The 14233-nt window shown below is 46.5% G+C and carries 12 protein-coding genes; 7 read left to right on the top strand and 5 right to left on the bottom strand.

The genetic code is table 11. The features are described from left to right. Nucleotides 1-8: 8 nt before the first annotated feature. On the bottom strand, nt 9-1241 hold the full coding sequence (gene glnK / locus CVV77_RS14685; protein WP_100275943.1) for a two-component system sensor histidine kinase GlnK: 1233 nt from the start codon (nt 1239-1241) through the stop codon (nt 9-11). 300 nt (nt 1242-1541) lie between these two features. Here glnK and CVV77_RS14680 point away from each other — a divergent pair, with 300 nt between their 5' ends. The 4 genes from CVV77_RS14680 (at nt 1542) to mmuP (ending at nt 6592) form a co-directional block, all read left to right on the top strand. Further along, a complete protein-coding gene (locus tag CVV77_RS14680; protein ID WP_019257361.1) occupies nt 1542-2525 on the top strand; it encodes a glutaminase in 984 nt (327 codons plus the stop codon). A gap of 22 nt (nt 2526-2547) precedes the next feature. Next, the gene (locus tag CVV77_RS14675; protein WP_100275745.1) at nt 2548-3984 is read left to right on the top strand and encodes an alanine/glycine:cation symporter family protein; all 1437 of its coding nucleotides are present in this window, start codon (nt 2548-2550) and stop codon (nt 3982-3984) included. A gap of 127 nt (nt 3985-4111) precedes the next feature. Further along, on the top strand, nt 4112-5059 hold the full coding sequence (mmuM, locus tag CVV77_RS14665) for a homocysteine S-methyltransferase (RefSeq protein WP_100275744.1): 948 nt from the start codon (nt 4112-4114) through the stop codon (nt 5057-5059). A gap of 120 nt (nt 5060-5179) precedes the next feature. Beyond that, on the top strand, nt 5180-6592 hold the full coding sequence (gene mmuP, locus CVV77_RS14660; protein WP_100275743.1) for an S-methylmethionine permease: 1413 nt from the start codon (nt 5180-5182) through the stop codon (nt 6590-6592). 35 nt (nt 6593-6627) lie between these two features. On the opposite strand, the gene CVV77_RS14655 is transcribed toward mmuP, so the two are convergent. From CVV77_RS14655 to gamR, 3 genes are all read right to left on the bottom strand, one after another. Further along, on the bottom strand, nt 6628-7695 hold the full coding sequence (locus CVV77_RS14655) for a branched-chain amino acid aminotransferase (RefSeq protein WP_100275942.1): 1068 nt from the start codon (nt 7693-7695) through the stop codon (nt 6628-6630). A gap of 212 nt (nt 7696-7907) precedes the next feature. Beyond that, on the bottom strand, nt 7908-8183 hold the full coding sequence (locus tag CVV77_RS14650) for a DUF1648 domain-containing protein (protein WP_019257356.1): 276 nt from the start codon (nt 8181-8183) through the stop codon (nt 7908-7910). A gap of 33 nt (nt 8184-8216) precedes the next feature. Next, entirely contained in the window at nt 8217-8924 is a 708-nt protein-coding gene (gamR, locus tag CVV77_RS14645; protein ID WP_003241365.1) for a transcriptional regulator GamR, read from the bottom strand. A gap of 217 nt (nt 8925-9141) precedes the next feature. Between gamR and nagB the strand changes: the two genes are divergently transcribed. From nagB to gltP, 3 genes are all read left to right on the top strand, one after another. Further along, nucleotides 9142-9891 carry a glucosamine-6-phosphate deaminase gene (gene nagB, locus CVV77_RS14640; RefSeq protein ID WP_100275742.1) on the top strand — a complete coding sequence of 250 codons (750 nt, stop codon included), beginning with the start codon at nt 9142-9144 and terminating at the stop codon, nt 9889-9891. A gap of 11 nt (nt 9892-9902) precedes the next feature. Beyond that, nucleotides 9903-11798: a glucose-specific PTS transporter subunit IIBC gene (gene ptsG, locus CVV77_RS14635; RefSeq protein WP_100275741.1), complete on the top strand. Its 1896-nt coding sequence runs from the start codon at nt 9903-9905 to the stop codon at nt 11796-11798. A 144-nt stretch (nt 11799-11942) separates the two neighbouring features. Next, on the top strand, nt 11943-13187 hold the full coding sequence (gltP, locus tag CVV77_RS14630) for a glutamate-aspartate/proton symporter GltP (protein WP_003241372.1): 1245 nt from the start codon (nt 11943-11945) through the stop codon (nt 13185-13187). A 37-nt stretch (nt 13188-13224) separates the two neighbouring features. Here the strand turns inward: gltP and trhO are convergent, their stop codons facing one another. Further along, nucleotides 13225-14193 (bottom strand): oxygen-dependent tRNA uridine(34) hydroxylase TrhO, encoded by a 969-nt coding sequence (gene trhO, locus CVV77_RS14625; RefSeq protein ID WP_003241374.1) that lies wholly within the window; start codon nt 14191-14193, stop codon nt 13225-13227. Between the last annotated feature and the right edge of the window lie 40 nt (nt 14194-14233).

Genomic DNA, 14233 nt, shown 5'->3' with positions numbered 1-14233 from the left:
TTTTCGGTTCACCCTTTCTGAATCAAATGCCGGACAGGCAGCCTGATGGCAAACACCACTCCCCGCTGCTGATTATCGAACCTGATATCTCCTTCTAGCTCTGTCACGATTTCCTTCACGTAGGAAAGTCCGATTCCGGTAGAAGGCGTGCCAAATTCGTCATATTTTGAAGTAAAGCCCGGATCAAACACAATGTCTCCGATTTTCTCAGAAATGCCGGGGCCATTGTCTTCCACCTGGAATTCTACCATACTCTCATTTGGCTTACGGAGCCTCAGGCTGATCATTCCCTCTTCTCCCATTGCCTCTACCGCATTTGCCGTTAGATTATTAATGATCGAAAGCACGATAAATACGTGATAATCATCATGCTCCCCTTCTATCGAGCAGTGAAAATCAATCTGCTTTCCAAGTGCTTCAGCGTACTTTTCATTCATTCGAATCACAAGCTTCAGCAAATCAGAAGCCCTCATATAATCTCTCAAGCTCTCATTTGAAATCAGTTTTGAAAGCCCTGCGAATATCCGCTGGTTGTCCTTTTTCACTTCATGAATCTCCCCGGCCAGCCTCAGGATTCTGCCGCTGAGCTGTTCATCCTTGCCCTTCACTTCCCGATAGAGCTGATACGAATCATTCGTCACTTGCTCTGTCGTCTTCAATGTCTTTTTTAAATGCACCGTTTCTTCATATAAATTCGAAACGATCATTAGCATGTGCTCATGCTGCCGCCTTGTCTGTTTTTCTCTCGATTGCGTCTCATACAGCTTCAGCACACTATAAAAGCTCATGACGATAAATGTGTGAGAAATCGCGATCACCGCAATGTCTGTGATTTTCTCAGGCGTCACAACCGTATGGAAAATGAGAAACTGAACAGCCAGCTCGACACAATCTGACACAATTTCAATCATAAACCCGATGAAACCGAGCATAATTGGCCGTTCTCGGAAACGATTGGCCTTTAATATGTAAAACAGACAGGCGTAAGTCATATAAAAGAAAAAGCCAGACGCTTGGTCATACAGAATTGGAGCCAGTCCATCATGTCCCCCGCCCCATAATCCCAGAAAGACGCGAAAGATGAAAACCGCCGCTCCAGTCAAAAAACCCGGCAGCACAGCGGGCACTTGCCGCAGCAGCGATAAGAAGAAGAAAAAAACCGGTGCGCCAAAGCTGATCCGGAACTCTTCATTAAGGGGATAAAATTTCAGTTCACCGGCCAGCGGCACCGTAATCAGCATGAGAGCCAGTATATATCCATCTTTCTCAAAAAAACGTTCCAGTTTTATGATGATCACATCCTCGCTTTTATTTTGGGGAAACAGCAGAAAACTTGCAAATTTCTTTTGACCCAGAACATGAGCTTTTTATAAATCTTACGGCTTATTTTGAAAATATTTTTGTCGTATTTTGTATGATTCTGTAGTCGCCATTATACAGTAAATATACCTTCCGCTTTTATGAAAGCGTTTAATGCCCCTTCAGCCTTCGTTTTGATAAACCTCAGTCCTTAAAGAAGAAAAACAGTGAGGAGGAATTCGATGAAAGAATTGATAAAAGAGCCCCAAATAGAAATAGACCCGGCGTCACAGCTGCATCATTGGGTTGAGCACTATCGCCCCTTTGCCGCCAATGGACAAAGTGCAAACTATATCCCCGCTTTAGGAAAAGTCAATGACTCACAGCTCGGCATTTGTATATTGGAGCCTGACGGAACAATGATACATGCCGGCGATTGGAACGTCCCTTTTACCCTGCAAAGCATTTCGAAAGTGATCAGCTTTATCGCCGCCTGCATGAGCCGCGGCATTCCCTATGTGCTGGACCGCGTAGATGTCGAGCCGACAGGTGATGCCTTTAATTCAATCATTCGGCTCGAAATCAACAAGCCGGGAAAGCCGTTTAATCCTATGATCAACGCGGGTGCCCTCACCATCGCCTCGCTTCTTCCGGGAGAAGCGGCACACGATAAGCTCGAGTTTCTTTACTCGGTGATGGAAACCTTAATAGGAAAACGGCCAAGAATTCATGAGGAAGTGTTCCAGTCAGAATGGGAAACCGCCCACCGCAACAGAGCGCTGGCCTACTATTTAAAAGAAACAAACTTTTTAGAAGCAGATGTAGAAGAAACGCTTGAGGTTTACTTGAAGCAATGCGCCATGGAGAGTACCACAGAAGACATTGCATTGATCGGCCTGATCCTTGCCCATGACGGCTATCATCCGATTCGCCGCCAGCAAGTGATTCCAAAGGACGTGGCGAAGTTGGCCAAGGCGCTAATGCTGACGTGCGGCATGTACAACGCTTCAGGCAAATATGCGGCGTTTGTCGGCGTGCCGGCCAAAAGCGGCGTCTCCGGCGGCATCATGGCTCTCGTTCCTCCAAGCGCCAGAAGAGAACAGCCTTTTCAATCTGGATGCGGCATCGGCATTTACGGGCCCGCCATTGACGAATACGGCAACAGCCTCACTGGCGGTATGCTGCTGAAACATATGGCGCAGGAGTGGGAGCTCAGCATTTTTTAAACATTAAAAAAGAGGTGATTGTATGCAGCAAATCCTGGAACATATCGTCGGTATCGCAAATGATCTTTTATGGTCAAAGCTATTAATTGTATTGCTCCTTTCTCTGGGAATCTATTTTACGTTCAGGCTTAAGTTTTTGCAGGTTCGCATGCTGAAGGAAATGGTGATAGTGTTACGAGAAGGTGCAGCTTCCCGGTCGAAAAACAGCATTTCTCCGTTTCAAGCCTTTTGCATCAGCATGGCAGCCCGTGTCGGCACGGGAAATATTACGGGCATTGCCATCGCTATTGCGCTCGGCGGGCCAGGTGCAATCTTCTGGATGTGGATTATCGCCATTATCGGATCAGCATCAAGCTTTGTGGAAAGCACACTGGCTCAGATTTATAAAGTAAAAGATGTAAACGGCTTCCGCGGCGGGCCGGCTTATTACATGGAAAAAGGGCTGAACAAAAGGTGGATGGGCGCCCTGTTTGCCGTATTAATCACCTTATCGTTCGGTATCGTCTTTAACTCGGTTCAATCAAATACAGTCAGCCTCGCCTTCGAAAACGCGTTCGGCACAAACCGCCTGACTTTGGGACTCATTTTAATTGCTGTGTTCGGCACGATTATTTTCGGCGGTGTAAAACGCATTGCGAAGCTGGCTGAATCCATTGTTGTCGTATTGGCTGTCCTGTATATCGGAGTTGCGTTTTTCGTGATTTTCACCAACATTACACAGCTGCCAGACGTGCTTGCGCTGATCGTGAAAAACGCATTTGGCTTTGACCAGGCCGCTGGCGGCGCCTTGGGAGCAGCGTTAATGCAAGGCGTCAGACGGGGAATCTTTTCAAACGAAGCGGGAATGGGAAGCGCACCGAATGCCGCTGCCACCGCAACAACAAGCCATCCTGTCAAACAGGGGCTGATTCAAGCTTTTGGTGTGCTTACTGATACGCTGGTCATTTGTACAAGCACCGCCTTTATCATTCTGTTTTCAGATGCCTACCATACTCCGGGACTGAGCGGAATCGCGCTAACTCAAGCCTCTCTCAGCGCCCATGTCGGATCGTGGGCATCAGGCTTTCTCGCCATTCTGATTTTGTTATTCGGGTTCTGTGCTTTAATCGGAAACTATTATTATGGCGAAACCAATATCGGCTTTTTGAATAAAAGCAAAAAACTGATTTTTATCTACCGTATCGGCGTACTGGCGATGATTGTGTTTGGCTGTGTTGCCAAAGTCCAGCTCGTATGGGATCTGGCTGATTTGTTCATGGGCTTGATGGTCGTCGTGAATTTAATCGCGATTTTCTTATTATCAAAAGTCGTTTTTGCGGCGCTGAAAGACTATACACGCCAGAAAAAAGCAGGCAAAGATCCGGTCTTTTATAAAGATGTGCTCAAAAACCATAATGGCATTGAGTGCTGGCCGCTTTCTGACACAAAGGCTGACACAAACAACAAACAAATATCATAAAAAAAGGGTGTTCAGACATACGGGCTGAACACCTTTCTCTTTTTCGTTTATTGACAAACATGTAAGCGTCCATTACGATTTTCATATCTTTTTCAAAAAAATCTGAAAGAAGGCATCGGTACATTCTATGAATCCTATCCAACACATTCTTGATACATACCCGCTCATCGTATTAGACGGCGCCATGGCAACCGAGCTTGAACGCAAGGGCTGTGATTTGAACGACAGTCTCTGGTCGGCAAAAATTCTGATGGAAGAGCCAAACCTGATTAAACAAGTTCATACTGATTATTTCGCTGCAGGCGCCGACTGTTCGATCACCGCCAGCTATCAGTCTACGTTTGAGGGCTTTGCCGCACGCGGGCTGAGCGAAGCGGAAGCACGCCGGCTCATCGAGAAGTCCGTCACCATCGCAGCTGAAGCACGTGATGAATTCTGGGCGTTTGAAGAGAACCGTCTGAATCGGCCAAAACCCATTATTGCTGCTTCTGTAGGCCCTTATGGCGCTTATCTTGCGGACGGCTCTGAGTATCGCGGCAACTACGGAATCTCAGAGGATGAACTGATAGAATTTCATCGTCCCCGGATCAAAGCGCTAATCGAAGCCGGAGCTGATGTTTTAGCATGCGAAACAATTCCGTGCCTGACCGAAGCAAAAGCGATTGTGCAGCTGCTGAAGGAATTTCCTGAAACGTATGCGTGGATCAGCTTCAGTGCAAAAGACGGTCTGCATATCAGTGACGGAACACCTGCCGCTGACTGTGCGTCATGGCTTGATGAGCACCGCCAAATTGCAGCGCTCGGCATTAACTGCACGCCGCTCCAGCATATCCCTTCCTTGATAGAGGAGTTAAAAAAGCACACATCAAAACCGATCATCGTCTACCCGAATTCAGGCGAGCAGTATGATCCGGAAACAAAAACTTGGAACGGCGCAGCATGTGCAGAGCCTTACGGAACAAGCGCCCGCACTTGGCATGAAAAAGGAGCGAAGCTGATTGGCGGCTGCTGCCGGACAAAACCCGAAGATATTCAAGAAATTGCGGCTTGGGCGCGCTCATTAAAAACAACTTGACTTATCGGAATTGTTTGTATATTCTATCTAAAAGCCGGTACGCCGGAGTCTCGTGTCACTCGCTGACATGAGATTTTTTATTAGGAAGGAAATAAATCGCCGATAGAAAGTTGGAAAAAGATGAACTCTGCTCACAACAAGAATGAGACAAACTTTCAGAGAAGTATGAAAAGCCGGCACCTCTTTATGCTTTCCTTAGGAGGTGTCATCGGTACCGGGCTGTTTTTAAGCTCTGGCTACACCATTCAGCAGGCAGGCCCGGCGGGAACGATACTCGCCTACCTAGTCGGGGCTGGAATCGTCTATTTGGTCATGCTGTGCCTTGGTGAGCTGTCAGTGGCCATGCCTGTGACAGGCGCCTTTCACACCTATGCAGCCACATACATAGGGCCGGGCACCGGATTCACGGTCGCTTGGCTGTACTGGCTGACATGGACCGTGGCATTGGGATCAGAATTCACAGCAGCCGGCCTGTTAATGCAGCGCTGGTTCCCCCATACGTCCGTTTGGATGTGGAGCGCCGTCTTTGTGCTGTTCATTTTTTTGCTTAATGCATTTTCGGTCAAGTTTTTCGCTGAATCAGAATTTTGGTTTTCCAGCATCAAAGTGTTAGCCATTGTGTTGTTTATTCTTTTAGGCGGCTCTGCCATGTTCGGCATCATCCCGATCAAAGGCGGAGAAGCCGCTCCGATGCTGTCCAATTTCACAGCGGAAGGCGGGCTCTTTCCAAATGGATTTGTCCCGATTTTGATGACGATGCTGTCTGTCAATTTTGCCTTTTCGGGAACGGAACTAATCGGAATCGCGGCCGGTGAAAGCGTCGATCCAGACAAGACGATACCAAAAGCGATTAAAACAACGGTCTGGCGTCTCTCACTCTTCTTTGTCGGAACGATTTTTGTGCTGTCAGGGCTGATTCCGATTCAAGAAGCTGGCGTCATCAAAAGCCCGTTTGTTGCTGTCTTTGACAGAGTCGGTGTCCCGTACGCAGCCGATATCATGAACTTTGTCATCCTGACAGCGATCCTGTCAGCGGCTAATTCCGGACTCTACGCTTCTTCCCGGATGCTGTGGTCTTTATCAAAAGAAAAGACGCTTCACCCGACATTTGCAAAGCTGACGTCAAAAGGAACCCCGTTTAACGCGCTGGTGTTCAGCATGATCGGCGGCATTCTGTCATTGCTGTCCAGCGTATTTGCGCCAGACACTGTATACGTTGTGCTCGTATCGATTTCCGGTTTTGCGGTCGTAGTCGTATGGATGGGGATTGCCGCTTCTCAATTCATGTTCAGAAAACGTTATGTCGAAGCGGGAAACAAGGTCGCCGATCTGAAATACCGGACCCCTTGGTATCCGTTCGTGCCGATTGCCGCGTTCCTGTTATGCCTGGCTTCCGTCATCGGCATAGCCTTTGATCCGAATCAAAGAATCGCACTGTATTGCGGCATTCCGTTTATGGCCATCTGCTATGCAGTGTATTATGCCAAAAACCGCAAAAGCCAGCCGACTGCTGATATGACTCATTCAAAATAAAAAGAACCTGCCTCCGGGCAGGTTCTTTTTCATCTTCAAACTTCCACCGTCCAATTGAACGGCCCTTTTACTTTGCCGAGCTGAATATCTGTTATCGTTTCATACAGCTTTTTCGAGATATCCCCGATTTGTCCGTCGCCTACAATCACCGTTTTCCCATGAATATTGAGTTCACCGACAGGCGTAACGACCGCTGCCGTGCCCGTTCCGAAGACCTCTGTCAATTCCCCGCGTACAGAAGCCGAATAAATCTCATCAATCGAAATTTTATCCTCACGAACCGGAATGCCCCAGCTGCGAATCAGTTCAATCGCAGACGCACGTGTTACTCCGCTTAAAATACTTCCGCTTAAAGCCGGTGTGACAGCTTCCCCGTTAATGACGAAAAAAATGTTCATGCTCCCTACTTCTTCCGCGTATTTCTTTTCAATGGCGTCCAGCCACAGCACCTGGTCATAGCCCAGCTCATTCGCTTTCCGCTGCGCCTGAAGGCTGGCCGCGTAATTTCCGGATGTTTTTGCACTGCCGACTCCGCCGTTCACCGCCCGAACGTACTCATCTTCGACGTAGATTCTAACCGGCTTCATCTGATCGCCATAATAGGAGCCGACAGGAGAAAGCACGATCATAAATGTATAGCTTTTCGATGCCTTCACACCGAGACTCGGTTCTGTGGCAATGACAAACGGACGAATATACAGTGACGTACCCTTTTCCTTTGGAACCCAATCTTTCTCCAGTTCAACTAATTGCGTCAATGCCTCGAGCACCAGCTCTTCGTCTAAAGGAGGCATACTCATGCGCTCACACGATCTGTTCAGCCGCTTGATATTTTGATCCGGCCGGAACAGCAGCACCCTGCCATCTTCCGTTCTGTACGCTTTTAACCCCTCAAAGACAGCCTGGCCGTAATGAAAAACCGATGCAGACGGATCAAGCGTAAGCGGCGCGTACGGGGCAATTCTCGGATGATGCCAGCCTATTCCCTCTTCATAATCCATCACAAACATATAATCTGTAAAATATTTTCCGAATCCTAAGGATGACGGGTCGGGCTTTTCCTTATGAAATGCAATTTTTTCTCGTTCGATAAGCTTATTCAATTTGATCAGCACACCTTTCACACCATAATTGTTTAAATATTCAGTCTTTTTAAAGCTGCAAAAAGTATACAGCCTCTCCTTTTATCATACGCCGCTTCAAACCTATAAATTTCAGAATATTCTTTAGGATCATCAGCTATTATACACCACATTCATTGTCAAATGAAGATGAAATAAAAGAAAAACAGCCAGATCCATTCCGGCTGTCTGATTTAGATTGCTAAATACAGGACGACAATATGGCAAATCAGCAAAATATACACCGCAATCACAAATTGCCAATTGATCTTCTGCGCCCATGCAAACACCACCATCAAAACAGGAAGTATCACTATTCCTGCCAGCTTGTTAACCGTCATATCCGGACTGTTCGTTCCATCATAATGAATCGGCATTTCCGCCGGCAGAAACGGGTAAAACACGATTGAAAGGATGAAAGCCGCAATGACAGCCCCCCACAGCACTTTTCCATTCGTCAATAAAAACATAGAACCACCATTCCCTTCTTAAAACACATTGCTTTATGAATGATATGACTGTTCTACGGTGAATTTCGTTCGGTCTCCCCGCGTAATAATTTGCGCATATTCCACCACATCTTCATTTTTATCATAGGTGAGGGATTCTGATAAAAACGCAGGCGCTCCGACATTGGTTAACAAGTGGCCGCTGATCGTTTCATCCGTTAAAATCGGCTCGATCGATTCCGTGCCTCTGCTGATTTCAATATTGTATTTTGTTCTTAACAATTCAAACAGCGAGCCGGTGCACTCTTCCTGCGCCAGCCCCGGTGCCGCTTTCCAAGGAATGTATGAGGTGTGATACTGCAAAGGCTCCCCCTCGGCGTATCTGACTCTGACAAGCTTGTTGACAGGTTCATTCTCTTTCATTTTCAAAAGCTCGGCAATGGAGTGATCAGCAGGGATCACCACGAGTTCAAGCACTTTTGATTCAGAACGCAGGCCTCTCATTTGTTCTGCAAAGCTCGTAATCTTGTGCGGAATCGGCGTTTGTATTTTTGCCGCTGATACAAATGTTCCTTTTCCTTGAATCCGTTTAATATATCCCTCAAGCTCAAGCTGCTGCAGGGCCAGTCTCACAGTTGTTCTGCTGACATCATATTGCTCGCAAAACTCGCTCTCCGTCGGCAGCTGATCATTCGCCTGATATTTGCCCGACTTAATTAATTCAATGATTTTAAACTTGATAACAGAATATAAAGCTGTCATTTCATTCTCCCCATTCTGTATGCAACCGTTCTTTTTGATTGAGACCATAATATCACTTGCCTTCTAAATATGAAAGATTTGTATCCTTCTTTTATAACAAATTTTCAGACATTAATATTGACAGTTTGATAACGGCGGTGCTAAATTCGTAATGACAACTATCATAAATTGATCATAACAAATATGATGCTTGTCTATCTCTTTGAGGGGGTGTCACATGAAGATTTTTATCGCCAATCACTATGAAGAACTCTGTAAGTTAAGCGCTAACATTATTAAGGAACACGTACAGGCTAAGAAAGATGCCGTACTCGGCTTGGCAACAGGAAGCACGCCGGTCGGCTTGTACAAGCAGCTGATTTCATACTATCAAGCAGGCGAAATCGACTTTTCAAAGGTTACTACATTTAATTTGGATGAATACGCAGGTCTCTCTCCATCTCATCCGCAAAGTTATAACCATTTTATGCATCAGCATCTTTTTCAGCATATCAATATGCAGCCTGATCATATTCATATCCCGCAAGGAGACAATCCGCAGCTTGAGGCTGAATGCATAGTATACGAGGATCTCATCCGTCAGGCGGGAGGCATTGATGTTCAAATCCTCGGCATCGGCGCCAATGGCCATATCGGTTTTAATGAACCTGGATCTGATTTTGAGGATCGGACACGAATTGTTAAGCTGTCAGAAAGCACAATACAGGCAAATGCCAGATTCTTCGGCGGCGATCCTGTCCTGGTGCCGAGACTTGCGATTTCAATGGGCATTAAAACCATCATGGAATTCAGTAAACATATTGTGCTTTTAGCGAGCGGCGAGGAAAAAGCAGACGCCATTCAAAAGATGGCTGAAGGCCCTGTCACGACAGATGTACCGGCCTCAATTCTTCAAAAACACAATCATGTAACCGTTATCGCCGATCAAAAAGCAGCTCAAAAACTAGAGAAAGCATCATACTTATAAAGGAGACTGTCATGTTTAAAAAGGCATTTCAAATTCTGCAGCAGCTTGGCCGCGCGTTGATGACTCCGGTTGCCGTCCTCCCGGCAGCCGGTCTTTTGCTCCGTTTCGGTGACAAGGATTTACTGAACATCCCTATTATAAAGGATGCGGGCGGCGTTGTATTCGACAACCTGCCGCTGATTTTCGCCGTGGGGGTCGCGATCGGGTTAGCCGGCGGCGAAGGTGTAGCCGGACTTGCCGCTGTTATCGGATATTTAATTTTAACCGTCACCCTCGACAACATGGGAAAATTGCTCGGCCTTCAGCCTCCGTATGAAGGAGCCGAGCACCTGATTGATATGGGTGTATTCGGAGGAATCATCATCGGGCTTCTTGCCGCATATTTATATAAGCGTTTTTCATCAATCGAGCTGCATCCGGTCCTTGGATTTTTCTCAGGAAAACGGTTTGTCCCGATTATTACTTCCATCAGTTCATTGGTAATCGGCGTGATTTTCTCATTTGTTTGGCCGCTGATCCAAAACGGAATTAACGCAGCCAGCAGTTTAATTGCCGATTCAACGGTCGGCCTGTTCTTTTATGCAACGATCTATCGTTTGCTGATTCCTTTTGGCCTGCATCATATTTTTTATACACCTTTCTACTTTATGATGGGAGAATACACAGACCCGTCAACAGGCAATACCGTAACCGGCGACCTGACAAGGTTTTTCGCGGGAGACCCGACAGCTGGGCGCTTTATGATGGGGGATTTCCCTTACATGATTTTCTGTCTGCCGGCAGTTGCTCTTGCCATTATCCATACCGCGCGTCCGGAAAAGAAAAAAATGATCTCCGGCGTTATGATTTCTGCGGCGCTCACATCTTTGCTGACAGGCATTACAGAGCCGGTTGAGTTTTCTTTCTTGTTCGTTGCACCCGTGCTCTATTTAATTAACTCTATTCTCGCCGGCGTCATCTTTGTCGTTTGTGATTTATTCCATGTCCGCCACGGCTATACATTCTCAGGCGGCGGAATTGACTACGTCTTGAACTACGGACTGTCGACAAACGGCTGGGTTGTCATTCCTGTCGGGATCGTGTTTGCATTCATTTATTATTATTTGTTCCGATTTGCGATTTTGAAATGGAACTTGAAAACACCCGGCCGTGAAACAGATGAAGCCGATCAGACTGAGGCAAAAGCTCCTGTCGCAAAAGACCAGCTTGCCTTTCATGTGCTGAAGGCCTTGGGCGGACAGCAAAATATCGCCAACCTGGATGCGTGTATTACAAGGCTTCGCGTGACCGTTTATCAGCCGAGCCAAGTCAGCAAGGACGAATTAAAACGGCTTGGCGCCGTAGGTGTGCTGGAAGTCAATAACAACTTCCAGGCGATATTCGGAACAAAATCCGACGCTTTAAAAGACGACATCAAAACGATCATGGCCGGAGGCGTCCCGGACACCGCCGCCGCACTGGATACAGAGCCTGACAAGCAGCAGAAGCACGCTTCCGAAGAGACTTTTATTTATCCGGTCAAAGGAGAAACGGTCTCTCTGACAGATGTTCCTGATCAAGTCTTTTCAGAAAAAATGATAGGCGAAGGCTTTGCGATTGATCCATCAGAAGGAAAAGTCGTTGCCCCTGCGGATGGCGAAATTGTCTCCATTTTTCCAACAAAGCACGCCATCGGCTTTATGAGCGCCGGCGGCACCGAAATCCTGATTCATGTCGGCATTGGTACCGTCAAGTTGAATGGAGAAGGCTTTGAAGCTCACGTCACGAGCGGACAAGCCGTCAAACAAGGCGAACTGCTTCTCTCATTTGATCTCGATTACATTAAGCAGCATGCCGCTTCGGCTGTAACACCGGTCATCTTCACAAATGCATCTGAAGAAGAGATGAAGCACATCCACATGAAGTAAAAAAGTCCCCCCTGCTGCGGGGGACTTTTTCGCCAACATAATGAAAGCGCTGTCAAAATAAAATAATTTGAAAAAAGGTGTTTGCAATTGATTCACGAATGATATGAATATGCCTAAATATTATCATTCTAAAGGGGGATTCATTTGAAAAAATTTATCGCATTTCAAATTTTAATCGCTTTGGCAATCGGCGCAGTAATCGGCCACTTTTTTCCTGATTTCGGGATGGCACTGAGACCTGTCGGAGACGGATTTATCCGCTTGATTAAAATGATTGTCGTGCCGATTGTATTCTCTACCATTGTCATCGGGGCCGCAGGAAGCGGCAGCATGAAAAAAATGGGCAGCCTCGGCATCAAGACGATCATTTGGTTTGAAGTGATTACCACGTTGGTATTGGCGCTCGGACTCCTATTAGCGAATGTCTTAAAACCGGGTGTCGGACTTGACCTCTCCCATTTGGCGAAAAAAGATATCAATGAACTTTCCGGCTACACAGACAAAGTTGTTGATTTCAAACAAATGATCCTCGATATTATCCCTACAAACATTATTGATGTCATGGCCAGAAATGATTTGCTTGCCGTTATATTCTTTGCTATTTTGTTCGGTGTTGCAGCGGCTGGCATTGGCAAAGCCTCTGAACCAGTGATGAATTTCTTTGAATCTGTTGCTCAAATTATGTTCAAACTCACGCAAATCGTCATGGTGACTGCTCCTATCGGTGTGCTTGCCCTGATGGCAGCCTCTGTAGGCCAATATGGCATTGAACTTCTCCTCCCTATGTTTAAGCTGGTCGGCACGGTATTCCTTGGTCTGTTCCTGATCCTCTTTGTCCTCTTTCCGCTTGTCGGTCTCATCTTTCAGATTAAGTATTTCGAAGTATTAAAAATGATATGGGATCTGTTTTTAATTGCATTTTCCACCACCAGCACCGAAACCATTCTTCCTCAGCTGATGGACAGAATGGAGAAATACGGCTGCCCGAAACGAGTGGTATCATTTGTCGTCCCCTCCGGCTTGTCACTGAACTGTGACGGCTCCAGCTTATACTTATCGGTTTCCTGTATTTTTCTGGCGCAGGCCTTTCATGTAGACATGACATTATCCCAGCAGCTGCTCATGATGCTTGTGCTTGTGATGACCAGTAAAGGCATTGCAGCTGTTCCGTCAGGCTCGCTTGTTGTTCTTCTGGCGACTGCCAATGCTGTAGGGCTGCCGGCAGAAGGCGTTGCCATTATAGCGGGTGTTGACCGCGTCATGGACATGGCGAGAACTGGCGTGAACGTACCGGGACATGCGGTGGCCTGCATCGTGGTGTCGAAATGGGAGAAGTCCTTCCGCCAAAAAGAATGGGTATCCGCAAACGGAAAAACCGAAAGCGTGTAGAAAAAAAGAACACCTCATTCCCGAGGTGTTCTTTCTATTATTCAGCAGCAGCGTGTTCTTCTTTTTCAATCACTGCCAGTCTTGCGTTTACTTCTTCTTCTGTCATATTGTGCTCTTGAACATACAGGTTTCTTGGGTTCGTGCGGCATTCGTGGCTGCAGCTGCGCATATATTTATACTCATTTTCCGGTGTGCATATCATTTTTTTGTTGCAAGATGGATTTGCGCAGTTCACATAACGCTCACACGGTTCACCTGTAAAGTAGTCTTTTCCGACAATCACATGCTCGACACGGTTGACAGGCACGCTGATTCTTTCATCGAAGACGTAGCACTGGCCGTCCCAAAGCTTGCCTTGCACCTCAGGATCTTTTCCGTATGTTACGATTCCGCCGTCAAGCTGTGATACATCTTCAAAGCCTTGCTTCATCAGCCATCCTGAGAATTTTTCACAGCGCACGCCGCCCGTGCAGTACGTTAAAATCTGTTTGCCTTCAAGCATGTCTTTGTTTTCCTCAATCCACTCAGGCAATTCACGGAAGGCTTCAATGTCAGGACGGACAGCGCCTCTGAAATGGCCAAGATCATACTCGTAATCGTTACGTGCGTCGAGTACAATGGTGTTTGGATCCTGCATTTTCTCATAAAATTCTGCAGGCTTCAAATGCTGCCCTGTTGTTTCATTCGGATCCACATCATCTTCAAGACGAAGCGTCACAAGCTCTTTTTTATGACGGACGAAGATTTTTTTGAACGCATGCTCTTCTTCTTCATCAATTTTAAATACCATATCTGCAAAGCGAGGGTCAGCTTTCATTGTTTGCATATATTTTTCAGTCTGCTCAACCGTACCTGATACCGTACCGTTAATTCCTTCAGAAGAAACAAGGATACGGCCTAACAAACCAAGCTCCTTACAAAAAGCCAGATGCTGCTCTCTAAACGCCTCTGGATCTTCAATCGGAACATATTTATAGTAAAGTAATACTCTGTATTGTTTTTCCATGATTTAAACACCCTGTTCAATTATAGTTAGTTGCTATGCA

Origin of the sequence: Bacillus sp. SN1 (assembly GCF_002796895.1) — a bacterium.
Classification (GTDB): domain Bacteria; phylum Bacillota; class Bacilli; order Bacillales; family Bacillaceae; genus Bacillus; species Bacillus inaquosorum.
Note: the sequence above shows the minus strand (reverse complement) of the source record. Positions and strands in the feature narration are given on the sequence as shown.